23 protein-coding genes are annotated in these 25,953 nt (G+C 33.2%); 2 read left to right on the plus strand and 21 right to left on the minus strand.

The window, feature by feature from the left end:
- Window positions 1-22 precede the first annotated feature (22 nt).
- From JG554_RS08015 to fapR, 9 genes are all read right to left on the minus strand, one after another.
- On the minus strand, window positions 23-355 hold the full coding sequence (locus JG554_RS08015; RefSeq protein ID WP_046208657.1) for a putative DNA-binding protein: 333 nt from the start codon (window positions 353-355) through the stop codon (window positions 23-25).
- Window positions 342-1,577 (minus strand): signal recognition particle-docking protein FtsY, encoded by a 1,236-nt coding sequence (gene ftsY / locus JG554_RS08020; protein ID WP_107360289.1) that lies wholly within the window; start codon window positions 1,575-1,577, stop codon window positions 342-344. The genes JG554_RS08015 and ftsY overlap by 14 nt, the downstream gene beginning before the upstream one ends.
- Entirely contained in the window at window positions 1,574-5,143 is a 3,570-nt protein-coding gene (smc, locus tag JG554_RS08025; protein WP_107360288.1) for a chromosome segregation protein SMC, read from the minus strand. Before smc ends, ftsY begins: the two co-directional genes overlap by 4 nt.
- Before the next feature lie 255 nt (window positions 5,144-5,398).
- Window positions 5,399-6,109: a ribonuclease III gene (gene rnc, locus JG554_RS08030; protein ID WP_371090939.1), complete on the minus strand. Its 711-nt coding sequence runs from the start codon at window positions 6,107-6,109 to the stop codon at window positions 5,399-5,401.
- Window positions 6,110-6,358: 249 nt separating this feature from the next.
- Window positions 6,359-6,592, minus strand: coding sequence for an acyl carrier protein (locus JG554_RS08035; RefSeq protein ID WP_019467939.1), 234 nt, complete (start codon window positions 6,590-6,592; stop codon window positions 6,359-6,361).
- A 162-nt stretch (window positions 6,593-6,754) separates the two neighbouring features.
- Window positions 6,755-7,492 (minus strand): 3-oxoacyl-[acyl-carrier-protein] reductase, encoded by a 738-nt coding sequence (fabG, locus tag JG554_RS08040; RefSeq protein ID WP_046208661.1) that lies wholly within the window; start codon window positions 7,490-7,492, stop codon window positions 6,755-6,757.
- The gene (fabD, locus tag JG554_RS08045; RefSeq protein ID WP_046208662.1) at window positions 7,485-8,411 is read right to left on the minus strand and encodes an ACP S-malonyltransferase; all 927 of its coding nucleotides are present in this window, start codon (window positions 8,409-8,411) and stop codon (window positions 7,485-7,487) included. Before fabD ends, fabG begins: the two co-directional genes overlap by 8 nt.
- Window positions 8,404-9,390: a phosphate acyltransferase PlsX gene (gene plsX, locus JG554_RS08050; protein WP_046208663.1), complete on the minus strand. Its 987-nt coding sequence runs from the start codon at window positions 9,388-9,390 to the stop codon at window positions 8,404-8,406. The genes fabD and plsX overlap by 8 nt, the downstream gene beginning before the upstream one ends.
- Complete coding sequence (fapR, locus tag JG554_RS08055) at window positions 9,383-9,952, minus strand: transcription factor FapR (RefSeq protein WP_046208664.1); 570 nt, start codon at window positions 9,950-9,952, stop codon at window positions 9,383-9,385. Before fapR ends, plsX begins: the two co-directional genes overlap by 8 nt.
- 291 nt (window positions 9,953-10,243) lie before the next feature.
- Between fapR and JG554_RS08060 the strand changes: the two genes are divergently transcribed.
- On the plus strand, window positions 10,244-11,803 hold the full coding sequence (locus tag JG554_RS08060; protein ID WP_107360287.1) for a M4 family metallopeptidase: 1,560 nt from the start codon (window positions 10,244-10,246) through the stop codon (window positions 11,801-11,803).
- A gap of 50 nt (window positions 11,804-11,853) precedes the next feature.
- Here JG554_RS08060 and recG read toward each other — a convergent pair whose 3' ends face one another.
- The 5 genes from recG to JG554_RS08085 all read right to left on the minus strand — a co-directional run bounded on the left by recG (window position 11,854) and on the right by JG554_RS08085 (window position 17,856).
- Window positions 11,854-13,899, minus strand: a complete 2,046-nt coding sequence (gene recG / locus JG554_RS08065; RefSeq protein WP_107360286.1) for an ATP-dependent DNA helicase RecG — start codon at window positions 13,897-13,899, stop codon at window positions 11,854-11,856.
- Window position 13,900: 1 nt separating this feature from the next.
- Window positions 13,901-14,770, minus strand: a complete 870-nt coding sequence (gene sdaAA, locus JG554_RS08070; RefSeq protein WP_046208667.1) for an L-serine ammonia-lyase, iron-sulfur-dependent, subunit alpha — start codon at window positions 14,768-14,770, stop codon at window positions 13,901-13,903.
- Window positions 14,771-14,783: 13 nt separating this feature from the next.
- Window positions 14,784-15,449 carry an L-serine ammonia-lyase, iron-sulfur-dependent subunit beta gene (gene sdaAB / locus JG554_RS08075; protein ID WP_046208668.1) on the minus strand — a complete coding sequence of 222 codons (666 nt, stop codon included), beginning with the start codon at window positions 15,447-15,449 and terminating at the stop codon, window positions 14,784-14,786.
- 359 nt (window positions 15,450-15,808) lie between these two features.
- Window positions 15,809-17,470, minus strand: coding sequence for a fatty acid kinase catalytic subunit FakA (fakA, locus tag JG554_RS08080; RefSeq protein ID WP_107360285.1), 1,662 nt, complete (start codon window positions 17,468-17,470; stop codon window positions 15,809-15,811).
- Between the two features lie 14 nt (window positions 17,471-17,484).
- Window positions 17,485-17,856 carry an Asp23/Gls24 family envelope stress response protein gene (locus JG554_RS08085; protein ID WP_019467949.1) on the minus strand — a complete coding sequence of 124 codons (372 nt, stop codon included), beginning with the start codon at window positions 17,854-17,856 and terminating at the stop codon, window positions 17,485-17,487.
- A gap of 239 nt (window positions 17,857-18,095) precedes the next feature.
- Here JG554_RS08085 and rpmB point away from each other — a divergent pair, with 239 nt between their 5' ends.
- Window positions 18,096-18,284, plus strand: coding sequence for a 50S ribosomal protein L28 (gene rpmB, locus JG554_RS08090; protein ID WP_002483503.1), 189 nt, complete (start codon window positions 18,096-18,098; stop codon window positions 18,282-18,284).
- An 81-nt stretch (window positions 18,285-18,365) separates the two neighbouring features.
- Here rpmB and JG554_RS08095 read toward each other — a convergent pair whose 3' ends face one another.
- The 7 genes from JG554_RS08095 to rsmB form a co-directional block, all read right to left on the minus strand.
- Complete coding sequence (locus tag JG554_RS08095; protein WP_064209050.1) at window positions 18,366-19,001, minus strand: thiamine diphosphokinase; 636 nt, start codon at window positions 18,999-19,001, stop codon at window positions 18,366-18,368.
- 5 nt (window positions 19,002-19,006) lie between these two features.
- Window positions 19,007-19,651, minus strand: coding sequence for a ribulose-phosphate 3-epimerase (gene rpe / locus JG554_RS08100; protein WP_046208671.1), 645 nt, complete (start codon window positions 19,649-19,651; stop codon window positions 19,007-19,009).
- Complete coding sequence (gene rsgA, locus JG554_RS08105; protein WP_203265227.1) at window positions 19,652-20,527, minus strand: ribosome small subunit-dependent GTPase A; 876 nt, start codon at window positions 20,525-20,527, stop codon at window positions 19,652-19,654.
- A 229-nt stretch (window positions 20,528-20,756) separates the two neighbouring features.
- Window positions 20,757-22,802: a Stk1 family PASTA domain-containing Ser/Thr kinase gene (pknB, locus tag JG554_RS08110; protein WP_070658407.1), complete on the minus strand. Its 2,046-nt coding sequence runs from the start codon at window positions 22,800-22,802 to the stop codon at window positions 20,757-20,759.
- Complete coding sequence (locus JG554_RS08115) at window positions 22,799-23,542, minus strand: Stp1/IreP family PP2C-type Ser/Thr phosphatase (protein WP_046208674.1); 744 nt, start codon at window positions 23,540-23,542, stop codon at window positions 22,799-22,801. Before JG554_RS08115 ends, pknB begins: the two co-directional genes overlap by 4 nt.
- A 4-nt stretch (window positions 23,543-23,546) precedes the next feature.
- Window positions 23,547-24,641 (minus strand): dual-specificity RNA methyltransferase RlmN, encoded by a 1,095-nt coding sequence (gene rlmN / locus JG554_RS08120; RefSeq protein ID WP_064209053.1) that lies wholly within the window; start codon window positions 24,639-24,641, stop codon window positions 23,547-23,549.
- Window positions 24,642-24,644: 3 nt separating this feature from the next.
- Window positions 24,645-25,952, minus strand: a complete 1,308-nt coding sequence (gene rsmB / locus JG554_RS08125; RefSeq protein WP_225792175.1) for a 16S rRNA (cytosine(967)-C(5))-methyltransferase RsmB — start codon at window positions 25,950-25,952, stop codon at window positions 24,645-24,647.
- Window position 25,953: the final 1 nt, after the last annotated feature.

Here is a 25,953-nt window from a genome sequence, read left to right on the forward strand (position 1 = left end):
TTACCCTCCTTTATACTCTCAATTATTCCAAATCTTCAAGCGTTTGAAGATACTGTTTAATTATTTCTGGCTCATCAATATGCTTTTTGATTGCTTCATATATGTTTTGTCGTTTTTCAAAATTTTGATAAAGACCTAGTTTCATTTCATAATCTTCTACTAAATCACCAGTTCTTCTTATGTTATCATACACTGCTTGGCGGCTCACATCAAACGTATCTGCAATCTCACTTAAAGAATAATCTTGTAGATAAAATAGTTCTAGATAGTTACGTTGTTTTTCCGTTAATAATGATTGATAAAAATCAAATAAATAATTCATACGTATGGTCTTAATTAAATCATTTTGTGTCATCTGTATGGCCTTCATTCTGTACATCCGTGCTATCTGTACGATCGTCCGCTGCGTTTGAATCATCAACATTTTGTTCAATCATATCAGCAAACAGTCCATATACATAGCTTTCTGGATTAAATGGTTGTAAATCATCTAATTTTTCACCTAAACCAACATATTTAACTGGTATTTTTAATTCATTACGTATCGCTAAAACGATACCACCTTTTGCAGTACCATCCAGTTTAGTTAATACAATACCAGTCACATTCGTAACCTCTTTGAATGATTTAGCTTGGGACAAGGCATTTTGTCCAGTAGTAGCATCTAAACAAAGTAGGACTTCATGAGGCGCTTCAGGTACTGCTCTACCTATCACACGTTTTACTTTTTCTAGTTCATTCATCAAATTAGATTTGTTTTGTAAACGCCCAGCAGTATCACATATTAGAATATCTACACCCTTACTTTTAGCTGCATTAATGGCATCATACATAACCGCTGCAGGATCCGAACCTTCTTTTTGACTCATTACTTCTACGCCAACACGCTCTCCCCAAATTTTGAGTTGTTCAATAGCACCAGCTCTAAAAGTATCACCAGCTGCTAGCATCACTTTCTTGCCTTCAGCTTGGTAGCGATGTGCTAATTTACCAATTGTTGTCGTTTTGCCCACACCATTGACGCCTACCATTAAGATGACATTTAATCCTTCATTTTCAATGTTCATAATTTCTGAGTGTTCATCGTCTTGATGATAGATTTCTACAATTTTTTCTACGATAACTTCTCGTAAATCTTCAGTTTCTGAAATATTACGACGTTGTGCTTCGGTACGTAATTCTTCCACGAGTTCCATCACTGTGTTAAAACCAACATCTGCAGTTATTAACATTTCTTCCAGTGCTTCAAAGAAATCTTCATCAACTTTACGATAACGTGCAATTAAATTGTTTAACTGTTCTTGGAAATTTTCACGCGACTTTTCTAATCCAGCTCTAAATTTTGCACCAAGTTGTTGCGCTTCAATTTCTTCAAAGTCCTCAATTGAAATTAATCCATCGTCATCAAAATCAGCTTCTTTTAATTTTTTTGGGTGCTTTGTTTTTTCCTTAGGTGCTTCGGATGATTGAGGTTGATCTATATCTAATTCAGATTGTTGTTCTTGTTCTAATTCGTCTGGTTTTTGATTTTCTGCAGACGTTGTGAATTTATCTTTTAGTCGTTTGAAAAAGCTCATACTTGTTCCTCCTTAATGACTTCATCAATCGTATTTAAATTGACACTTACTAATTTTGATACACCTGACTCTTGCATCGTTACACCGTATAAGCGATCAGAAAATTCCATTGTACCCTTACGATGTGTAATGACAATAAATTGAGTTTGGTTTGATAATGCTTTTAAATATTGTGCATAACGTATAACATTGGCTTCGTCTAAAGCTGCTTCTACTTCATCTAAAATGACAAATGGTGCCGATCTCACTTTTAAAATAGCGAACAACAAAGCAATTGCACTCAAAGCACGTTCCCCACCACTTAATAGTGATAAGTTTTGCAGTTTCTTACCTGGTGGTTGAACAATAATATCTACCCCTGCTGATAAATAATCATCATCTGTCAAGCGCAACTCTGCTTGTCCTCCACCGAATAGTGATTTAAATACTTCAGAAAAATGACCTTGTACAGCGTGAAAAGTTTCTTTAAATCGTTCTTTCACTTCATTATCCATTTCTTCTATTAATTGTTCTAAGGTCGCTTTGGCTGCTCTTAAATCAGCACGTTGTTCATTCAAGAATGTATAGCGTTCGTTGATTTCTTCAAATTGTTCAATTGCATTTAAATTTACGGGGCCTAATTCTTCTATAGACATTTTGGTTAATTTTACTTTTTTTCGTAAACTGTCAATATCCTCTTCTAGTGTATATAATTCACTTGCCCGTTCATAAGTAAGATGATACTGCTCGCTCAAATGGTCTATCGCATGATTGATTAGCACATCTAAACGAGATTGTTCTGCTTTAATATCTTGGTAACGATTTTCAATCGATAAAATATCTTGATTTGCTTCTTCCAACTTACGCTCTGTTGTCTCAATTGTATCATTCAAAGTTTGGCGTTGTGATTTAATAGTAGCCAAGTCTTCTGTTAATTGCGCTTTATTACTTTTACTTTGTTCAATATTATTTTGAATCGTTTCGAAAGCTTTTTCACCAGTTATCTCATCCGAATTAAATAATTCAATTTGCTCACTCAATTTTTGTTTTTGCTCTTTTAATTGTTTAAGTTGATGCGTTAACCTTGTTTCCGTTTGCTTTTGAGTACTTAATCTTTCTTTAACTACTGCTAAATCAGATTGTTTTTGATGTAATTTTTGTTGTATTAACGTTGTACTCTCTTTACCTTCTTTTGATAATTTTGTATAGATATTAATATCTTCTTCTAATTTTTGCAATTGCGTTTGGATTGTTGCCAATTGCGCTTTTTTGTCATTTAAGGTTTGCTTACTTGTTTCACTTTGGTAACCATCATTTTTCTCAAATTCAAATTCTTCATGCTCATTTTTTAAATGTGTTTCTTGTTTACGTAATCTATCTAATTCTAAGTCAAATTTATGTACGTTTTGTTTTATCGTATTATAACTTTGACTCGTATCGAAATAAGTATTACTTAACGCATCGGCTTCTTCTTTAATTGCTTGAAATTGTTTTTCAAATGAAACAGTTTGTTGCTGATAATCTTCTAATTGCGCACGCATTGTTGAGAGCTCATCTTTTTGAGATAAAATGCTCTTAGTTTTGCGATCACCACCACCAGTCATGGAACCTCCTGGATTTACAATATCTCCCTCTAACGTTACGATACGTGTTCGATACCGAATTTTTCTAGCTAATTCGTTAGCATTTTTCAAGTTGTCTACAATTATTGTATTGCCTAATAAATTTTGAATCACATGTTTATAATCATTTTCAACTTGTATCGCACTTGAAGCAACGTTCACAAAACCAATTGAACTATTAGCTATCTTCAAAATATCGCTGGCAATATTACGAGGTTGAATGACGTTTAATGGTAAAAATGTAGCTCTTCCTAGACCATTTTGTTTTAAATATTGTATTGCTTGACGACCATCTTTTTCAGAATCCACGATGATATGTTGTAGCGAAGCACCTAATGCAGTTTCAATCGCTTTCGTTAAATTCGAAGGTACTTGGATAACTTCTGCTACTGCACCACGGATGCCAGAAAGTTTATTATCTTTCATTTTCAATATGTGTTTTACACCATTGAAAAAATAACTATATTCTTCTTGTTGTGTTGCTAAACTATCAATACGTGATTTTAATTTTTCATTAAATCTGTATGCTTGATGTAATTTCTCTTCGTATTCATTTTGTTGATTTTTAAGTTGCGTTAGTTTTTTTTCATAAGATGCTAAATCACTTTCTGCTTTTTTCAACTCTTTTTTTGCGATTGAACTTTGTTCCTCTGTTTCAGTGATTTGAGTTTGAATATTTTTTAATTCCTTATAGGCATCAAGCAAGCGTGAATCTAAACGTGATTGCTTTGTTTCATTTTCTTGAATTGTATGCTCTAAAAAGCGTATATCATTATTGACATCTGATTGTTCTGACATGAGTTGATAGTATTCATCTTTTATTGATTCTAACTTTTCATCATGTTGTTCATCGGACACATAAAGTTGTGATTCATATTGTTGTATCTCTTCATTTAGATCATTTTGTTTCGTTTTTAACTGTTTGATTTGTTCTTTTACTTCTGATTGCTCTTGCTTTAAATTTGTCACTTGTGTCTCTATGCTTTCTTGTTCTTCTTCAAATCGTGCATTGGTTTGCGATTGATTCTTCTTACGTTCTTCCAACACATTCAATTGTCCAGCAAATTTTTCAACTTCTTCAGTCGCTTTAACAAGTTTAAAATTTAAAGATTCTATCGTTTCATCTAATTGTTGCCGTTCAGATTTATATTGATTTAATGATTGTGTATGCTGTGCCTTTTCCGCATCTTTTGAAGCTTGTTGACTTTTTAAGCGATTGAGATTTTCGTCTAGTTCATAAATATTTTGATTATATTGTCCAATATCATAAACAGTGACCAACACATCACTTTTTTCCATTTCACTAGACAGATGTTTATATTCTTTTGCTATTGCAGCTTCTTCACGTAATGGTTCGACTCGACCTTCTAAATCAAATAAGATATCTTCTACACGCGTCAGGTTATCTTCTGTTTGATCTAATTTTTGCACAGAAGTTGCCTTTCTTTTTTTATATTTTAGTACACCTGCAGATTCTTCCAATATTTGCCTTCTATCAATTGGCTTTGCATTAAGAATTTCATCTACGCGACCTTGAGATATTATACTGAATGCTTCTTTTCCTAATCCTGAATCTAAAAATAGTTCTATAATATCTTTAAGTCGTGATCGGTCATTATTTAAATAATATTCACTTTCCCCGCTTCTATATAAACGACGTGTGACTACGAGTTCTTCTGTATCAACATTTAATTTACCTGAACTATTATCTAATTTTAATTTTACTTCAGCAAAATTTTGAGCTTTTCTATGTTCTGCACCAGAAAAAATAATATCTTCCATTTTTGCGCCACGTAATGATTTAGCAGATTGTTCACCCAAAACCCACTTAATTGCATCTGTAATATTACTCTTACCACTACCATTAGGTCCTACTATTGCCGTGACACCTTCATCAAACTGTACATTTGTATGTTCAGCAAATGATTTGAATCCAAAGGCATCAATAGATTTCAAATATACCATGCTATTCTCCTTTAAAGTGTTTCTCAGATGCGAGATAAAAACAACGTAATGCAAATACGTTCATGCTCTCGCTTCTATATGATTAGTGCATCAATAAATTTGTCACAGCGACTTGCAATGATTACATGCTTTATTAACTCATCTATTAGAAATGCTTTCACATCATTCATTAACGCATCTTAAATTATTTACATTTTCGTCCAACATGCGCTAAATCGTCTGTAAGCTACACCACAATATACGATGGAACTGACATTAAACCTCTTTATTTTTCAAGAGTTTATAAGCACTTTCTGCTGCTTGTTGCTCTGATTCTTTTTTCGTTTTGCCTTTGCCTATCGCAACCGGCTTGTTTTCTAAAATCACTTCCGACGTAAATAAACGATGATGTGCAGGACCTTCTTCATTGATTAAACGATAAGTAACGTCACCTTTATTTTGCTGATGCACATATTCTTGAAACTGTGTTTTAAAGTCGACGACACCATCCAGTTTATCGTCTTCCACAAATGGAAAAATCACATTTTCAGCAAATTTCCAAACAGCGGTTAGGCCTTGGTCCAAATACAGTGCACCTACAAAAGCTTCAAATGCATCTGATACAAGTGAGGGTCTTGTTCTACCACCTGTTTTTTCTTCTCCTTTACCTAACAAGATAAGTTCGTGTAATGCAATTTTATTCGCGAATATTACAAGTGAAGGCTCACAAACAATTGTCGCACGCATTTTCGTTAAATTACCTTCTGGTAACTCTGGATATTTGTCAAACAAATAGCGTGAAACCGTCAATTCTAATACCGCATCTCCTAAAAATTCTAAACGTTCATTATGATCTAATCTATCCATATTGAAATCATTGATAAAGCTCGAATGTGAAAATGCTTGTTGATATAAATTCACTTTATTAAAATTCAAATTTAATTCTTGCATTTTTTTTGAAAACTTTTCTTGGAATGCATTAACCATTTCCTTTTTTTTATGATTCGTCAATACTTTTCCACCTCAATTTAAAGTAATTTTTTATATACTTATGCCTTTATATTTTACGTGAATTTATTATAAAACTAAAGGGAAAACTGCTAATCATACATTCATTTTATCATTTATAGTACATTAATCCTCTTTAACGATTACTATTGATATGATTACTAAAGTTAACTGCTTTTTAATAGAAAAAATCTGAGCCGTAAAATCCACGACTCAGATATTTGTTTATTATTTTTCCATACTATTGATAAAGTTAACTGCATCACCAACAGTGTTGATTTTTTCAGCTTCTTCATCTGGAATTTCAGTACCAAATTCGTCTTCTAATTCCATAACTAATTCAGCAATATCAAGTGAGTCAGCGCCTAAATCATCTTTGAAAGATGCATCTTGAGTTACTTTTTCAGCGTCAACACCTAAACGGTCAACGATGATATCTTTTACTTTGTCGAAGTTTTCCACGTCGATTCACCTCCTTTTAAAAGCCTATGATAGACTTTTATATTTTCCCATTTTATCGATTGAAATACAAGTAGTATTTCAATGAATTACATACTTAGAGCATGACATACATCCATAAGTCATATCAAGTCATGTTCAAAATGGTATGTCCGTACAGTTACACTATTCCATAAACATACCACCATTGACATGTATTGTTTGACCAGTAATATATTTTGCTTTGTCTGAAGCTAAAAATGCTACTGTATTTGCAATGTCAGTGTCTTCTCCAAATCTTGCTAATGGAATTTGTTGCAACATTTGATCTTTTAAATCATCTGATAATGCATCTGTCATGTCAGATACAATAAATCCTGGTGCAACGGCATTAACTGTGATATTTCTTGAAGCTAATTCTTTCGCAGCAGATTTAGTCAATCCAATAACGCCTGCTTTTGTTGCAACATAATTAGCTTGGCCTGGATTTCCTACTGCACCAACTACACTAGATAAATTGATGATTGACCCACTTTTTTGTCTTAACATTTGTGGTGTAACCTTTTGAATACAGTTAAACACACCTTTTAAATTAGTGTCGATAACGTCATCCCATTCACTTTCTTTCATACGCATCAATAAATTATCTCTAGTAATACCTGCATTATTGACTAATACATCGACTGTACCAAATTGGTTTACTACTTCTTTAATCATTGCTTTTACTTCATCGCCATTGGCAACATTAGCTTGAATTGCTAAGCTTTCTACACCTTTAGCTTTCACTTCTTCTACTACAGCCTCTGCTTTTTCTCTATTACCTGCATAGTTTACTGCTACGTTATAACCTTCTTCAGCTAACTGAATTGCTATACTACGACCAATACCTCTTGATGCTCCAGTTACTAATGCATTTTTAGTCATTTTCATTCCACCCTTTTACGTCTTCTAATGTTTGAATTGAAGTAAGCTTAACATCTCTATTTATTTTTTTTATTAATCCTGAAAGTACTTTACCTGGCCCAATTTCAATAAAATGGTCGACACCTTGATCAAGTAGCCATGTCACAGAATCTATAAATTGAACCGGAGAATATAATTGTTTAATCATATTCTCTTTAATTTCTTTAGCATCTGTTTCACCTTTAGCATTTACATTTTGTACCACTGGATAATTGGCGTCGTTCCATTCAAATTGTTCGATATAATTTGCAAAGTCCGATTCAATAACTTGCATCATGGATGAATGGAAAGGACCAGAAACGGCTAAAGGCATGACGCGTTTAGCACCCAAAGATTTTCCTTCAGCAACAAGTTGATCTATTAATGTTTTATGCCCTGAAACCACAATTTGTCCAGGTGCATTGATATTAGCAGGTTCTATGACTTCGTCTTCTGTTGAAAGTTGTTTGCAAATGTCATCAACTTCACTGTAATTTAAACCTAGGACAGCTGCCATGCTACCAACACCATCAGGAAAAGCTGCTGCCATCAATTGTCCACGTTTACGAACTATTTTTACCGCGTCCTCAAACTTTAATACGCCACTCGCTACTAGACTCGCGTACTCACCTAAGCTATGACCCATTGTATAATCTGCATCAATTTGTTTTAATGCCATTAATAAAGCGGTACTATGTGTAAGTAATGCTGGTTGTGTATTTTCAGTTTGGCCTAATTTACCTTCGGCATCTTCAAACATTGTTTCTAAGATATCAAAATCCAATTGTGCTTGTGCTTCATTTAAAATTGATGTTGCGGCATCACTTTCATTAAACAAATCACTAGCCATGCCTACTTTTTGTGACCCTTGTCCAGGAAAAATAATCGCTGTTTTACCCATTTTTTGACCCCACCGTTTCTCTCATTGTATCTACTATATTTAATTCTCCAGCAACCTTAGCTTGACGAATTGCTGAATAAAATGCCTTGGCATTAGAACTACCATGTGCTTTTACAACGATACCATTCAATCCTAGTAAAACTGAACCACCATATTCTGCATAGTCCATTTTTGTAGTTAACTCATTTAAATCTTTGCGTAAGACTAACGCTGCTAATTTATTTTTTAAACTACTTAAAAGTGTAGATTTCAACATTTTTCCTATAGATTTTGCTACACCTTCTAGATTTTTTAGGATCATGTTACCAGTATAGCCATCTGTGACAACGACATCTGCAGCATCATCCATTAATACTTTCGCTTCTACATTACCAGCAAAATGAAATTCTTGTTGTTCATCCATTAAATTAAACGCTTTTTTAGTTAATGTATTTCCTTTAGCTGCTTCAGTTCCTATATTAAGCAATGCTACAGAAGGTTGTTCAATATTACGTATTTTTTGTGCGTAAATATTGCCTAATTGTGCATATTGCAATAAGTGTTCTGCTTTAGCATCCGCATTTGCACCGACATCCATAAATACAAAACCTTTACCTGATACAGTAGGTAAAGTAAGCACTAATGCTGGTCTTTCTACACCTTTAATTCTACCAACAATAAATAGTCCTGCAGACATTAATGCACCTGTATTACCGGCTGATACACATCCATCCGCTTCACCAGATTTTACTGCTTCAGCCATGCGCACCATCGAACTATTTTTTTTTCGTTTAATTGCTCTTACAGGTTCATCTTCCATCGTTATCGCTTCTGTACAGTGACGTACTTCCACTCTTTCGTGATTAATATTACATTTATTTTGGTCTCCAAATAATATAATTTCTAAATCTTTAAAATCATTGACCGCTTTTTCAACAGCTTCTAAAACGATGCCAGGTGCGTCATCGCCACCCATCATGTCGATAGCTATTTTAACCATTTTGTTCATCCTCACTTGTATAATACATTTTGAATGTACCTCTAAATACTAAAGTATCTTTGACATACGAATTTACTTTTATCTTAAAATATTTATTCGTTATTTCGACAGCTTGTGCTTCAGCACGTACTGTATCGTTTAATTTAACTTGTTTTAAAAATGAAACATTACTTTCTTTAGTTAAAACGACTGGTTTATGTATAAGTGCCACACATAATGAATTGGCCTGTGCAAACAACACATGACCTCTGGCAATCTTATTTCTTGTAAATACTGAATCTTCATCAATATTAATCAGAGATGTTGCTTGATGATCTGGTTCAACGTTAATCACATCACCTATGATTTCACTTCCATCAATAGATCGAATACTTTCGTGATTTTTTCTCGCAACGGATTTTATTCTTTTTCTCAATTCAGGAATATTTAAGTGTGTACGATCCAACCTTATTGTTTGGATACTGACTGAAAAAAGACTGCTTAAATCAAGATCAGTAATAAAGGGATTTTTTTCTATTTCTTTTTTTATCGCTTCACGACGTTCTTGTTTTTTTAGCTTCATAGTTTACTACTCCCTAATTTTAGTACCAAGTCTTAAACATTCCTAACATATCATAACACTTTCTATTTCAATTGCTCAACTAAAAACATAAGACTTTCTCCATTATATTGAGTTAAAGCTGAACACTTTTATAACCAAAGCAAAAAAAGTTTTTAAAGTTAATATATAACTTTAAATAATAATATGTTAAATTATATAAAAATAAAATTTAACGTTTTTAAAACACTTAACTATTAAAAATTTTTCAGAAATACATAAATTATTCATTCCAATTCAAAGGGGTTGTAAACATTGAAAAAAGTAGTGACCAATGCATTGCTATCTGCAACATTTTTTGCAGCTTTTTCCACTCAGAGTAACGCAAAAGAAATCAATAGTATCCTTCCTGAAAACTTAGAAACTTCAACTGAAACAAAAATTTCCAATAAAATAGATGTAGAACATTTCCTACAAAACAACGCTACATCTGTGCTCAATACAAATAAAACTAAAACAGAATCTATTAATAAAAATGCATTTAAACAATACAAAGTAATCAATAGCAGTGTTGATTCAACTGGCGTTACACATTATGAATTAAAACCAAAAATCAATCATATTTTAGCTAATGATAGCACAATTAAAGTCCATGTGAACTCTGATGGAAACGTATCACTTATCAATGGTCATATACACAGACAACATATCGACGTTAATAATACGGTGAAACTATCTTCTTCCCAAGCAGAAAAATTAGCCTTTAAAGCAATTGGTAAAAAAAGCAATGACGTTACAAACATCGATGGCTTTAAAGTAGTGTCTAAAAACAAACTAGATGTTAATAGTAAAAAAGAAAGATATATATATAATATAGAATTAAATTACATATCTCCTAAGCCTGCACATTGGCAAATACAAGTTGATGCTAGCACTGGGGAAATATTAAAAAAACAAAATGTGATTGAACACGCTTTAGAAAAAGGCTCTGGTATCGGAGTGAATGGTGATAAAAAATCACCACTTAATGTATCTAGCAACAATGGACAATATACATTAAATGATACAACGACAGATGCACATATTAATACTGAAAGTGCCAATGGAACCACTGATCAATTTTCTCCTATCATAAATGATTCAAAATATTTTGATGAAAAACAACAACGTCCTGGCGTCGATGCACACTATTACGCAAAAGCAGTTTATGATTATTATTTAAATACACACGATAGAAATAGTTACGACGATAATGCTGCTGATATTAATTCAGTTGTCCATTTTGATAAGAACTATAATAATGCAGCATGGACCGGACAATATATGGTTTACGGTGACGGTGATGGTCAAACATTTAATCCCTTATCAGGCGCTAAAGATATTGTTGCTCATGAATTAACACATGCGGTAACTGAAAGAACTGCTAATTTAGAATATGTAAATCAATCGGGTGCACTCAACGAATCTTTCTCAGATGTATTTGGGTATTTTATTGACCCTGATAACTGGATGATGGGTGAAGATGTATATACTCCCAATCAAGATGGTGACGCTTTAAGAAGCTTAAAAGATCCAGAAAAATACGATCAACCAGCACATATGGATCAATTTTATACTGGCGCTGAAGATAATGGTGGTGTCCATATTAATAGTGGTATTCCAAACAAAGCTGCATATCTAACGATACAATCAATTGGTAAAGAAAAAGCTGAGCAAATATACTATCTCGCATTAACTCAATATTTGACGTCCAATGCTGAATTTTCTGATGCCAAAATTGCCTTAAAACAAGCAGCAGATGAATTATATGGCCATAATAGTAACGAATCACAATCTGTAGCACAAGCATGGACTAAAGTAGGTGTAGGCTCTTAAATATTAAAAAACAGCAGTTTAGCAAATGACACGCTAAATTGCTGTTTTTGTTAATCAAAACTAGTATATAGTAAATTATCTTCTACAAATGTTCTTAATCTTTGATACTCATCTTCAAAAAATGCACCGGATTGAATTAATTCTGCTGCCTCATCTCTCGCTACTTCTAACATTTTATAATCTTCAACAACATTCGCTACTAAAAAGTCAGGTAACCCACTTTGTTTCACACCAAAGAAATCACCAGGTCCTCTCATTTCTAAATCACGTTCACTTAATTCAAAACCATCTGTTGTTTGTGTCATTACATTCATACGTTCTATCCCTGTTTCAGTTTTAGGTGAAGCAATTAATACACAATAGCTTTGGTGTTCACTTCTACCAACACGTCCTCTTAATTGATGTAAAGTCGATAATCCGAATCGATCCGCATCATATATCATCATAAATGTTGCATTAGGAACGTTAACTCCTACTTCTACCACTGTCGTTGACACTAATATATCAATTTCATGATTACTAAATTGTTGCATCACTTGATCTTTTTCTTCTGAGGTTAATTTACCATGAAGTAGTCCAACTTTTCCTTTACCATAATAGGCTTGTAAAGATTCGAACAATTCAACTACATTTTGTACATCTTCTAAATGCTCTGAACTTTCTATCAATGGACAAATCACATATGCTTGTCTACCTTTTTTTAATTCAGCAGACATTTGTTGTAATACACTTTCATATGCTTCATGTTTAGACCAAGAGGTTATAATAGGTTTCCTACCCTTTGGTAACTGTTTGATTGAGGATACATCCATTTCTCCAAAAACAGAAATTGCTAATGTGCGTGGAATAGGTGTCGCTGTCATAAACAAAACGTTTGTCATCGCGCCTTTTTCTCTCAGCAATTGTCGTTGATTGACACCAAAACGATGCTGTTCATCTGTAATTACAAGGCCCACATTATTAAAGACAACATCATCTTGAATAAGCGCATGTGTACCAATAATACAATCTATCTCATTTTGCTCGAGCTGTTCCAACAAAATTTTGCGTTTTTTCCCTTTTACTGAACCTGTAAGTAAAGCAATGTTCATTCTGTCACCAAAGATTTCTGCAAGACTTTCAGCATGCTGTTCTGCAAGTATTTCCGTAGGTACCATTAAAGCAGATTGATAACCTGCTGTTTTTAATGCATACATACAAATTGCAGCTACGACTGTTTTTCCTGATCCAACATCACCTTGTAACAATCTATGCATGCGAATAGGCGCTTTTAAATCTCTAAATATCTCGTTTACACTTTGCTTTTGTGCATCAGTTAATTCAAATGGTAAACATGATATAAAATTTCTTACTAATTGAATATCATAATCAATTTCGATTGCGTCATCTGATATTTTTTCCAACCTATTTAGCCATTGCATTCTAAGTTCAAACATAAATAATTCAATAAATGCGTAAGTTCTTCTCGCTTTGAGCAATGAAGTTTTGTCCGGTGCAAGGTGTAATGTTTTGATTGTATCTTCTAGTGTTTCTAATTTATATTTTTCTCTCAATGAATCTGATATCCACTCATGAATCGTAACATGTTCTAAAACTTGCCTAATCATATCACGTAATGGTTTTTGCTTTATCCCTTCTTTAATTCGATAAATGGGTTCAAATTGTACATCTTCTATTGCTGGTTGATTAAAAAACATTCGATTTCCGTTAATTTCTTGCTTATTTCTATTCCATTTTCCTTTAATCGTAACCGTTTGGTGTAGTTCTAGTTTCTTTTTCAAGTAGGGTTGATTAAAAAATACACATTTTACTGCAATATTGTTAACCATTAAATGAACTGTCAACTTAGATTTATTCCTACCAAAAAAAGCGACAGTGGGTGTTGAGTATACTTCCCCAACAACAGTCACCATCGCTTGATCCTCTGCTTCATTCAAGTCAACTACAGTATTGTCTTCATAACGCGTTGGTAAATATAAGATTAAATCTTCTACTGTATAAATGTTCAATTCATTTAATACCGCTAACCGCTTAGGACCTAAACCCTTGATTTGTGATAATGGAAATGGGCTTTCTATTAAATTGACTTTTGACATTTTAATCACCAAATATTTCTTGTTTTAAACGCTGTCCTGTCGGTGTGCCTGCTAAACCTCCACGACCAGTTTCACGCAACGCTGAAGGCATCGTTTGCCCTATTTTATACATTGCTTCTATTACTTCGTCTGTCGGGATTCTGGAAGTTACACCTGCTAATGCCATATCGGCTGAGACGATTGCATTAGATGCCCCAGCTGCATTTCTTTTTACACAAGGTACTTCTACTAATCCAGCTACAGGGTCACATACTAAACCTAGCATATTTTTCAAACAAATTGCAAAAGCTTCCGAAGATTGTTGTGGTGTACCACCTGCAAGCTCAACTGTCGCACCTGCAGCCATAGCTGCGGCCGATCCAACTTCTGCCTGACAACCACCTGCTGCACCAGATATCGATGCATTATTTGCTACAACAAATCCAAATGCGCCTGAAGTTAATAAGAAATTCAACATATCTTTACGTGTAGGTTCTAATCGTGGTTTCAAACCAAACAGAACCCCAGGAACGACTCCAGCTGAACCAGCCGTTGGTGTAGCACAAATTTTACCCATTGCTGCATTTACTTCATTTGTTGCTACTGCTTTGCTCACAGCATCTAATAATGTTGCACCAGATAAAGATTTACCTGTTTTTAAATATTCTTTTATTAAAACAGCGTCTCCACCTGTTAGACCAGTCGTTGAAGTTACGCCTTCTAAGCCTTCATCTAATGCATTTTCCATAGTTTGTAAATTTTTATCCATATGTGCATATACTTCTTCTTCTGATAAACCAGTAACTTCCATTTCTTGCTCAAGCATCACTTCATATATTTTTTTATCTTCTGTCTCACATTTTTCAATGAGTTCTTTTACACTTTTAAACATTGATATCCCTCCATTAGGCGTCGCCCATGAGTGAGACTGTCACTACACCATCGACGTTTTTTATTTTTTCTATTATTTCATCATTGATAGCATCATCTAATTCACAAGTCATTAATGCTTGGTCACCTTTTTCTTTTCTTGAAACTTGCATGCTGCCAACATTAATACTGGAATCACCTAATATATTAGCTACACGGCCGATCGTACCAAATGTATCTTTATGGAACACTAAAAGTGCTGGATAGTTACCACTAATTGCAATACTAAAACCATTGATTGCAACAACTTCTATCTTACCGCCACCAATAGACACACCTTCAACAGAAATTTCTTTTTCTCCGTCTCTCATATTAATAATTGCAGTGTTTGGGTGAGAGCGTTCTTCTGCCATTTCAATAAAATTCACTTTCATGCCAATTTCTTCAGCAGTCTCTAAACTTTTTTGGATTCGATCATCGTCTGTATCATATCCTAATAAGCCACCCACAAGTGCTACATCTGTACCATGGCCCTTATATGTTTCCATAAATGACCCATACAAATATATATCAACTTGTTTTGGTATTTGATTAAATAAATCTTTAGCTACTAAGCCAATTCTGACTGCACCTGCTGTATGTGAAGATGATGGACCAACCATTGTTGGACCAATTATATCGAAAACTGTTTTATATTTCATAATGGATACCCCACCCTTATTTTTAATCATTCTAAAGTGTTGCGCTTACATTTTATTTGCACCTTTATTATTATAACAATTTAAGTTAACATTATAAACTAATTTTAGTTGTACTGCTTTTAATTCAAAATTATTACAAATTGCACACTATTGTGAATTGAATACACATATAAACATAATGAAAATAATTATTCTTTACCGTGAATATTATTACGATATTTACATCTATTTAGTATATACTTCTTTAAACATTAACTTCACCCATTTTTTTGCGTCAAAATAAATATACGTAACCAGATATGACACATACCTAATTACGTATATTGATAGAAATTTTTGTCGTTATCAACAAACTAACATTATTCCACAGAAAACAGATATTGATATACAGGCTGATCACCTTGATGTTGATCTATTTCAATATCTGGATACGTTGTTTCAATCCAGGATTCAATATTAGATGTTATATCACTATTGGTATCTTCACCGATAATCATAGTGATTATTTCACTTTCGTCCGTAATCATTTGAGACAATAACTGTTTAACAGTCTCAAATTCATCTTCATTGCTTGTGACAATTTTATCCTCGACTAGTCCCATAAATGCATCTTTTTTTATTTCTACACCATCGACTTTGGTATCTCTAACAGCGTAAGTAACAGAGCCAGAAGTTATCACTTCTAATGATTCAATCATGCGTGCTTTATTATCAATTAATTCGTCTGATTCATCATAATTAAATAATGCAGCTATTCCTTGTGGTATAGATTTCGAAGGAATCACAATAGCTTCAGCATCTACAATTGATGCAGCTTGTTCACTCGCCATCATAATATTTTTATTATTTGGCAAGATGATTGCACGTTTACATTGGGATTGTTCAATCACTTTCACAATATCTTCAGTAGACGGGTTCATTGTCTGGCCACCACTTATTAAATGTGTCGCACCCATGGATTTAAACAATTCTGATATGCCTTCTCCCATAGAAATAGCGATGACAGCAGTGTCTACTGTTGAAGTTTCTTGATTAGATTGTTGTGTATTTGCACCTTTTTGTTCTTTTTTTACAACTTCACGATGTTGTTCTCGCATATTCTCAACTTTTAATTTAATTAATTCACCGTATTGTTGTCCGTAATTAAAAACATCGCCAGGTTTTTCTGTATGTACATGAACTTTTACAATTTCATCATCATTAATAACTAATAATGAATCCCCAAATTGACTCATTTCTTCTCTAAAAGTATCTTCATCGAATACTTTTTTATTTACCCCAAAACGAACCATCATTTCGGTACAATATCCATAAACAATATCTTCAGTATTAATCACACCGTGGAAGTCATGTTCTTCATTCACTAAAGTTTCTGTATCTAATTTCGGAGTTTCTGCAGTTACAGTTTCACCTTTTAAAGCTTTTAGAAAACCTTCATAAACGATAACTAATCCTTTACCACCACTATCAACTACACCAACTTCTTTTAATACAGGTAATAAATTAGGCGTATTCTCTAAAGAAATTTGGGCTTGTTCTATAATATATGTCACAAGTTCAATGCAATCTTCTGTTTCTTGTGCCTTTTGTATACCTGCATCCGCAGCATCTCTAGCAACAGTTAAAATTGTGCCTTCTACGGGTTTCATAATTGCTTTATATGCAGTGTTAACACCAGCTTTAAAACTTTCTGCTAATTGCTCTGCATTAATTTCGCTAAAACTTTCTAAATTTTTGCTAAATCCTCTAAAAAGCTGTGATAAGATAACGCCAGAATTTCCACGTGCCCCCATTAATAAGCCTTTTGAAAATGTTTTACCTAACTCGCCAATATGCTGTGATAAATTCTCTTCTACTGCTTCTCTGCCTGATGTCATTGTTAAGTTCATATTTGTCCCTGTATCCCCATCTGGCACCGGGTATACATTTAATGAATCTACTAAATCTGAATGATTAGATAAATTTTGTGCCCCTTGAATAATCATTTCGGCAAATAATTTACCATTTATTTTACTAACCATCTCGTTATGTCCTCCTAGTTTTTCTTGCCATTATCCACTCGTACGCCTTGTACAAATATATTAATTGAATTTACTTTAACTTTTAATGTTTGTTCTAATGTATATTTGACAGTTGATTGAACATTGCTTGCAACTTCTGATATCTTTGTACCGTAACTTACAATGATATACATATCAACATCCAACACACTATTTTCTTCTCTCACAACAATGCCTTTTGCATAATTTTCATAACCTAAAATTTCAGCAATTCCGTCTCTTACTTGTTGTCTAGAAGCCATTCCTACAATGCCATAACATTCTACCGCTTTACTACCCACAACTGAAGCTATTACTTCGTTTGAAATGTCTATGCTACCATAATCATTTGTAATTTCTAATGTCATTTTATTGGGCCTCCTAGTTTATGGTTCTCACTTTATTTTGATACTTTAAAACTTTATATTAAGATTAAAAAATACAATATTATCCATAGTTTACAATTATATCATAAAATGAGTGTAACAAAAGTAGAAGCTATGTAAAGAAATTTTTTTCATTTTATTGCCATTATTTTTTTTATGTGGTACATTATTCAAGTATGTAGTAGATATGTGTATTTATATTTATTAAAGGAGGTACTTTCATGGGCAAACAATGTTTCGTAACAGGTCGCAAAGCTTCAACTGGAAACAATCGTTCACACGCTTTAAATTCTTCTAAAAGAAGATGGAATGCTAACCTTCAAAAAGTTAGAATTCTTGTAGACGGAAAACCTAAAAAAGTTTGGGTTTCTGCACGTGCTTTAAAATCTGGTAAAGTAACTAGAGTTTAATAAATATAATGCACGAAAAAGACCAATCCTTATGTGGAGGATTGGTCTTTTTTTGTTTATAATTAATTTTGCTACGATTTATCAATCTTTACTTTTAATCATTAATACGCTACCTGAATAAATAGAAACAGTACCTCGTGGTTTTATTAATTCATTAGATATTGTCAGCGTAGAACCGAGCTGTAAAGATGCTTGCTTCAATTCATATTTAAAATTGGCTAATGAAATAACTGTAGGATATGTAATTGGGATGAATGATATATATGGATAATTGAAGTCTCTTTCAACACAATGATCTTTAGCAGATAAATATGAAATTTCATTTTGTTGATCAATGATTTTAATATTAATTTTCTTTTTTGTATATTCTGGCTTCTCTAAAATTTGCAATGCACCCATAAAATGGTCTAAACGCCCACCGGTTGCTCCATAAACACATATTTCACTATAGCCTGAATGGATTGCTTGATCGATACCCAATGCTAAATCAGTGTCATCTTTTTCAGAATGATATGGATTAATTGCTAGTTTTTCAGCCAAATAATCCTTTTCTTCTTTAGTTATTGAATCAAAATCACCGACTGCAAATTGAGGCATAATACCTGATTCAATCAAAATTAATGCACCTCGGTCAATCCCTATCCATGACTCATTTGCCTTATTTTGTAAAATATTTTCTGGTAAATTTCTTGCACCACATAATAAATTGACTTTCATTGACTTCAACCTTTCAATGTTTGCGTCACTTGTTTATAATCTTTTTGTTTAAAGAAATATGAACCAGCTACCAACATAGTGGCACCATGTTCGATAACAGTTGCAACTGTTTCATCGTTAATGCCACCATCAACTTCGATTTCAAATGATAAGTTTAATGCTTTTTTTATCTTAACTAGTTCGTCCAATTTACTAATGCTATCTTGAATGAATGTTTGACCGCCAAATCCAGGATTAACTGTCATGACAAGTACATAATCCACCATTTTTAGCACTGGCATAATCGTATTCACCGATGTACCTGGGTTAATGACTACACCAGCTTTTACATTAGTATTTTTAATTTGTTGTATTACTCTATGAATATGCGGTGTTGCTTCCACATGTACTGAAATCATGTCTGCACCCTGTGCTGCAAAAAGCTCCACATATTTTTCTGGTTCTTCTATCATTAAATGCACATCTATTGGTAAATCAGTACCCTTTCTAACGGCTTCTAATATAGGCAATCCAATTGAAATATTTGGAACAAATTGACCGTCCATCACATCAAAGTGCACACCATCAACACCTGCATCTTCTAATGCTTTTAATTCCTTTTGTAATTGTAAAAAATCAGCTGATAATAATGATGGATATAATTTTGCCACTTAATATCTTTCCTTTCTGTTTGCAATTTCATTAAATAATTGTAAATAATGTTCATATCTAAAGTGAGCTATATTCCCTTTTTCTATTTCATGCTTAACGTTACACTTGGGTTCGTTTATATGGTTGCAATCTCTAAATTTACAAAGTTCACCATATTCATTGATTTCCATGAAATAATGTTTCACTTCATCTTTTTGAATATGATTAAAATCTAATGCGCTAAATCCAGGTGTGTCAACTATAAAGCCATTATTCCGTTCAAATAATTCAACATGCCTTGTAGTATGTCTCCCTCTATTTAACGCTCTAGATATATGTTGTGTTTCAATATTCAATTCAGGAAAATATCGATTTAATAACGTAGATTTCCCAACACCTGATTGACCGCTTAATACTACTAGTCCTTCTCCCCATTGCATGAAAACTTCATCGATATGATCTTCAACACTTATAAATTGTGTATAATATCCCATATCTTCATAAACTTTTAGTGTCTGTAATATTTTGTTTTCCATGCTAGGTGGAGTAATATCACGTTTAGTTACTAATATGCGAGGTCTCATATGATACGAGTGTGCTATGACTAAAAATCTATCCAATAACTGAGTTGAAAATTCAGGTTCTACCGCACTCATCACTAATACTAGATGATCAACATTGCTAACTGGTGGTCTTTTTAATTCATTTTTTCGTTCGTGAACATGGTGAATATAACCTTCTGTAATATTTTCAACTTCAAAATCTACAACATCACCAACAATAGGTGAAAATTTATTTTTTCTAAATAATCCACGTGGTTTTGTGTCGTACATTTCGCCATTTACATCTACGCGATATACACCACTTAATGATTTTATGATGCGTCCTGTTTTCACTTAGGCACCCCTCTTTTAAAAGCTTTACATACTATATTATAGCAAAGGCTTTTTAATTTAAATACGATTTGAGACTATTTCAGTTAAAAATAAATAACAGAGCATTATTACTACATGGAATGATAGCAATAATACTCTGTTATAGTCATTTTTTATAAGCAGTTCGCAGAAGCCTTTGGCTTCTGCATAAGCGCAACTAAACTCTCTTCACTTTGTTCGTTAAGTTGCGCTAAAAATCATAAGGAATATCTTTATCAGCTACAATCTTGCCATCAACTCGAATCGTATAACCCGCCGTCTCTCCTTTTTCAATCGTCATTGGAATAGTAACGGTTTTATCATCTTTAATTTTGAAGCTTTGTGCAGCTGATGATCCTTTGTCATCCTTGTCTCTCACATATACTTTCACTTCTTGGCTTTCATCATCATCACCCGTATAGGGAACTTGATAGGTTTCTGTATATGTTTTAGTTTGAGGTTTATCATCTTCTTTAGATGACTTATCTTCTTGCTCCTCAGAATCTTTATCTTCTTTTTTCTCTGATGCTTTCGGTTTACCTGTAGATACTACGAATTCTACGGTAGAACCTTCATCTACTTCTTCGTCTTTAGGTGATTGACTAATGACATTGTCCTTTTTAACTGTTTTATCAGAGCGTTTTTCTACAGTAACTACTTTAAATCCTTTAGATTCTAGTTCAGATTTAGCTGTCTTGAATGATTTTTTCTCATAATCATCCACATAAACTTGTTTAACACCTAATGATTCAGTCAATTTAATGTCACTATCATTTATTTTCACTCTATCACCTGGCGAAACACTCTGTGCTTCAATTAAGCCTTTAGCTACATTTTGTTTCGTATAAGATTGATCTACTTTTGCATCATCAATTCCTAATTTTTTTAATTTATTTAATGCTTCTGCTTTTGGTAATCCATATAAATTTGGCATTTCTGCAGTTTTAGGTCCTTTTGATAATACAATGTCCACTTTACTTTGTTGTTCTAAACGTTCACCTTTACCAGGTGATGTTTTAATAATTTTATTCTCAGGATATTTATCACTATAAGCTCTTGTAGTTTTGCCTAATTCTAGTTTGTTATCCTTTAAAATACCTTCAGCTTCTTTTTCAGTCTTACCTATTAAATTAGGTGTTTCCAAATATTTATTACCAAACATTCCCATGGCCATAAAACCAAATAATCCAAACAACAGTAATACAATGATTAAACCATAGAAAAACTTTTTCTTTTTTGATCTTTTTTTCGGAGGCATTGTATATAATTGTTCCTCATTTGATTGAAAATATTGTTGATTAACAATTGGAATTTGCATGGTTTGATTCATGCTTTTTGCTTTATCTTCATCACGAGTCTGATTAGCAATCTCTGCTTTATCAATAGGCACTGTTTTAGTGTCAGCGTCAACAGAATGATATGGTGATTCATTTTCACGCTCTTTTGTCAGGACAGTAGACAAGTCATCTTGCATTTCCTGAACCGATTGATAGCGATCTTTCTTATCTTTTTCAGTCGCTTTAAGCACGACGTTGCTCAATGATTGTGGGACTTCAGAACGTTTGCTAGAAACATTAGGCATCGGATCTTGGATATGTTTTATAGCGATGCTTACTGCTGTTTCACCGGAAAAAGGAGGTTGTCCTACTAACATTTCATACAGTACAACACCAATAGAATATATATCAGTGCCGTTATCTGTTACATCACCGCGCGCTTGTTCAGGAGAAAGGTATTGAACCGTCCCTAAAACATGATTTGTTTGGGTCATCGTCGTTTCGCTTAATGCTTTTGCAATACCAAAATCTAATATTTTTAGTGTTTGATCACGACTCACCAAAATATTTTGAGGTTTTACATCACGATGAACAATCTTTGTATCATGTGCATGCTTTATTCCTTCAATAATTTGTTCAGTAAATTTGATTACGGTTTTGATGTCTAGAGGTCGATGTTGTTGAATATATTCTGATAAAGTGGGACCTTCTATGTACTCCATCACTAAAAAGAAATTTTCATCATTTTCAGTGACATCAAAAACATTAACGATATTTTTATGTGAAAGTTGTGTTAAATTGTGGACTTCACGTTCAAAACGCTTAATTGTTTCTTCTTTTTCACCAGAAGGTATCCTAATAGCTTTAATTGCTACATTGCGATTTAAAATTGTGTCATCAGCCAAATATACTGTGCTCATGCCACCGCCGCCAAGCTTTTTTATCACTTTATAACGTTCGCTTATTAATTTTCCAATCATACCTTATCTCCTTCAATTTCTGCTAAAACAATACTCACATTATCATTCGTTTCTTGAGATATTGCTAATTCAATAAGATTCCGGCCGTGTGTTTCTAAATCATTTTCTTGCATTAATTCTTCTTGAATCATATGATTTCTCGCAAAATCTGTTAATCCATCCGAGTTAAGTAATAGAAAATCATAAAAATTAGTTCTTTTTACAAAAATATCTGGTGTTACTACCTTATCCGTACCCATAACTTTTGTAATAATATTTTTTTGTGGATGATTGAATGCTTCTTCAGCACTAATTTGACCAATCATCACTAAATGATTAACGAAAGAATGATCGTTTGTAATTTGTTCAATCTCTCTACTATTAACCAAATATCCTCTTGAATCACCAATATTTGCGACCACTACATAATCATCAAATACTAACGCACAAACACAAGTTGTTCCCATGCCATAATAGTCTGTATTATCAACAGAGAGTTGATATAATTCACGATTAATCGCTTTTAGTGTAGTTCTCAGCCAATCCTCGGCTTGGTTAGGTTCAATTAAATTTTCTTCTTCAAAACGACGTTGCAATTCATCTGTTACAAATTGACTTGCTACTTCTCCTGCTAAATGTCCACCCATACCATCACAGAGTACAAGTAATTGTTGTTCTGTTTTATTATAGAACACACCACCTGCATCTTCGTTCTTATCACGATATTGACCTGTGTCAGTAAAAAATTGTGCTTTTAGCATACTATTACCTCGTTTCTACTTTTCGTTCCTTAGCTCTTAATTGCCCACATGCTGCATCTATATCAGCACCTTGTTCTCTTCTTATAGTTGCATTAATACCTAGTCTCTTTAATTCTTTTTCAAATTTAAAGATATCTTCTTTAGGCGTCTTGACGTAATTTCTTTCTGGTACATGGTTCACAGGTATTAAATTTACATGACAGTTTAATTTTTGAATTAAATGTGCTAACTCTCTCGCATGCTCAACTTGGTCGTTGACGCCTCCAAATAGACCATATTCAAATGTAACACGTCTATTTGTTGTTTCTTGATAATATTTAATGGCTTCCATTAATTTTTCAACATTATACGCTCGGTTAATAGGCATTAATCGAGAACGAATTTCGTCATTAGCCCCATGTAAGCTTACTGCAAAATTGATTTGAATATCTTCGTCAGCAAAATCATAAATTCTAGGTATAATACCAGAAGTAGAAACAGTAATATGACGCGCACCTATATTTAAACCATTGTCATGATTAACAATCTTCAAAAAGTCCATCATTTCATCATAGTTTTCAAATGGCTCACCAATACCCATGATGACGATTTGAGATACACGTTCTTCGGTTTCATCTAATGCTTTTTGGACAGTAAGCACTTGAGATACAATTTCTCCCGCTTCTAAATTACGCTTTAAGCCACCTAGTGTAGATGCACAGAATGTACAACCTATACGGCAACCCACTTGAGTAGTAACACATACGGAATTACCATATTCATGTCTCATTAATACTGTTTCGATTGTGTACCCATCTTGTAATTCAAATAAGAATTTGATTGTACCATCTTTGCTTTCTTGTTTAACTACTGTCGTCATCACTGTCATTGCAAAATGATCTTTCAATAGTGCTCTTAACTCTTTAGACAAATTTGTCATTTCATCAATGCTGTCTACTCTTTTTTCATATAACCATTCAAAGATTTGTTTCGCTCTGAATTTTTGTTGCCCATTATCCTTTAACCAATTTTCCATTTCATCATATCTTAAAGAGTATATAGATTGCTTTTCAAAATTGGGAAGAAATTTATTCTTTTTCTTCTTTTCTGCAGTTATCATTATTTATTGGTCCTTTCTTTTTATCCTAGTAATGAAAAAGCCATCAGAATTAAAATGCTGAGGTAACACTTGTAAAGTTTTTACCTTTTCTCCACTGATTGGATGTTCAAATAAATCAAATTCAAAATCTTTATTTTCTTTTAAAAATGTATATATTACATTTTCATTTTCTAACTGTTCTATTGTACAAGTTGAATAAACTAAAGTGCCTCCTGGACGTAAATGATGTTTCACATTATTTAAAATTTCTAGTTGAATATTCACTAAAGATTGAATACTTTGCTGACTTTGTTCGTATTTGATTTCTGGCTTATGTCTAAGTACACCTAAGCCACTACAAGGTGCATCTACTAAAATCTTATCATACACTTTATCATAATTTTCCGTCGCATCGTGACTAAAAGCGGAAATGTTAGATAATCGTAATTTTCGAATGTTAAAATCAATCAAATCAATTTTATGTTCATGGATGTCTGTCGCATCTACATGTCCAGTACCATGTAGCCTTTCTGCTATATGACATGCTTTTCCGCCAGGTGCACTACAAGCATCTAATACAAGGTCGCCATCTTGAAGGTTCATCACGTCAGCTACAAACATAGAACTTTTATCTTGGATAGATACTAAACCATCTTTAAATACGCGTGACTCTATAATCGGTTTACCACTAATATGTAAACAAATTGTAATGTCATTATCTTGCGTTACAGTGTAACCTTCTTCTTCTAAACGTTGCATCACATGTTCAACTGAAATTCTTGTCAAATTAACCCTTACAGTTGTTGTCACTTTTGTTAAAAATGATTGTGCAATTGCTTCAGTTTCTTCTATTCCAAAGTGTGTCACCCAGTGATCAACAAGCCATTTGGGCAAGCTATACTGAATAGCAATTCGCTTCTTATCGTCCGAAATTTCATTGAAATTTGGTAACTCACTGCGCATAAGGGTTCTCAAGATTCCATTAACCACATTACCGTTATGTGGGCCGCCTTTATATTTTGCTATATTAACAGCTTCATTAATAATCGCATGTTCAGGAACTTTATCCAAATACATATACTGATAGATACTCATCCATAGTAACTGTCTGACCCAACCTTTAAGTTTAGTTTGTACAAATGGTTTCAAATAATAATCTAGTGTATATTTTCTTTTTAACGTACCATATACTAATTCGGTTAATAAATTCTTATCAGCTCGATTTAACTCATTATTTGTTAATACCTCATTAATAATAATATTACTATAAGCTTTATCATTAATAATATCTTGTAGTGTTTCAAAAGCTAATAACCTTACATTAGTTTCAATT

The organism is Staphylococcus sp. 11-B-312 (assembly GCF_016743055.1).
In the GTDB taxonomy this organism is placed as follows: domain Bacteria; phylum Bacillota; class Bacilli; order Staphylococcales; family Staphylococcaceae; genus Staphylococcus; species Staphylococcus ureilyticus.

What these genes read in the sequence shown, in the direction of transcription:
- JG554_RS08015 (WP_046208657.1), bottom strand. Translation starts at nt 355, where the DNA reads ATGACACAAAATGATTTAATTAAGACCATACGTATGAATTATTTATTT.
- ftsY (WP_107360289.1), bottom strand. Translation starts at nt 1,577, where the DNA reads ATGAGCTTTTTCAAACGACTAAAAGATAAATTCACAACGTCTGCAGAA.
- smc (WP_107360288.1), bottom strand. Translation starts at nt 5,143, where the DNA reads ATGGTATATTTGAAATCTATTGATGCCTTTGGATTCAAATCATTTGCT.
- rnc (WP_371090939.1), bottom strand. Translation starts at nt 6,109, where the DNA reads ATGGTTAATGCATTCCAAGAAAAGTTTTCAAAAAAAATGCAAGAATTA.
- fabG (WP_046208661.1), bottom strand. Translation starts at nt 7,492, where the DNA reads ATGACTAAAAATGCATTAGTAACTGGAGCATCAAGAGGTATTGGTCGT.
- fabD (WP_046208662.1), bottom strand. Translation starts at nt 8,411, where the DNA reads ATGGGTAAAACAGCGATTATTTTTCCTGGACAAGGGTCACAAAAAGTA.
- plsX (WP_046208663.1), bottom strand. Translation starts at nt 9,390, where the DNA reads ATGGTTAAAATAGCTATCGACATGATGGGTGGCGATGACGCACCTGGC.
- fapR (WP_046208664.1), bottom strand. Translation starts at nt 9,952, where the DNA reads ATGAAGCTAAAAAAACAAGAACGTCGTGAAGCGATAAAAAAAGAAATA.
- recG (WP_107360286.1), bottom strand. Translation starts at nt 13,899, where the DNA reads ATGTCAAAAGTCAATTTAATAGAAAGCCCATTTCCATTATCACAAATC.
- sdaAA (WP_046208667.1), bottom strand. Translation starts at nt 14,770, where the DNA reads ATGTTTAAAAGTGTAAAAGAACTCATTGAAAAATGTGAGACAGAAGAT.
- sdaAB (WP_046208668.1), bottom strand. Translation starts at nt 15,449, where the DNA reads ATGAAATATAAAACAGTTTTCGATATAATTGGTCCAACAATGGTTGGT.
- fakA (WP_107360285.1), bottom strand. Translation starts at nt 17,470, where the DNA reads ATGGTTAGTAAAATAAATGGTAAATTATTTGCCGAAATGATTATTCAA.
- JG554_RS08085 (WP_019467949.1), bottom strand. Translation starts at nt 17,856, where the DNA reads ATGACATTAGAAATTACAAATGATTATGGTAGCATAGACATTTCAAAC.
- rpmB (WP_002483503.1), top strand. Translation starts at nt 18,096, where the DNA reads ATGGGCAAACAATGTTTCGTAACAGGTCGCAAAGCTTCAACTGGAAAC.
- JG554_RS08095 (WP_064209050.1), bottom strand. Translation starts at nt 19,001, where the DNA reads ATGAAAGTCAATTTATTATGTGGTGCAAGAAATTTACCAGAAAATATT.
- pknB (WP_070658407.1), bottom strand. Translation starts at nt 22,802, where the DNA reads ATGATTGGAAAATTAATAAGCGAACGTTATAAAGTGATAAAAAAGCTT.
- JG554_RS08115 (WP_046208674.1), bottom strand. Translation starts at nt 23,542, where the DNA reads ATGCTAAAAGCACAATTTTTTACTGACACAGGTCAATATCGTGATAAG.
- rlmN (WP_064209053.1), bottom strand. Translation starts at nt 24,641, where the DNA reads ATGATAACTGCAGAAAAGAAGAAAAAGAATAAATTTCTTCCCAATTTT.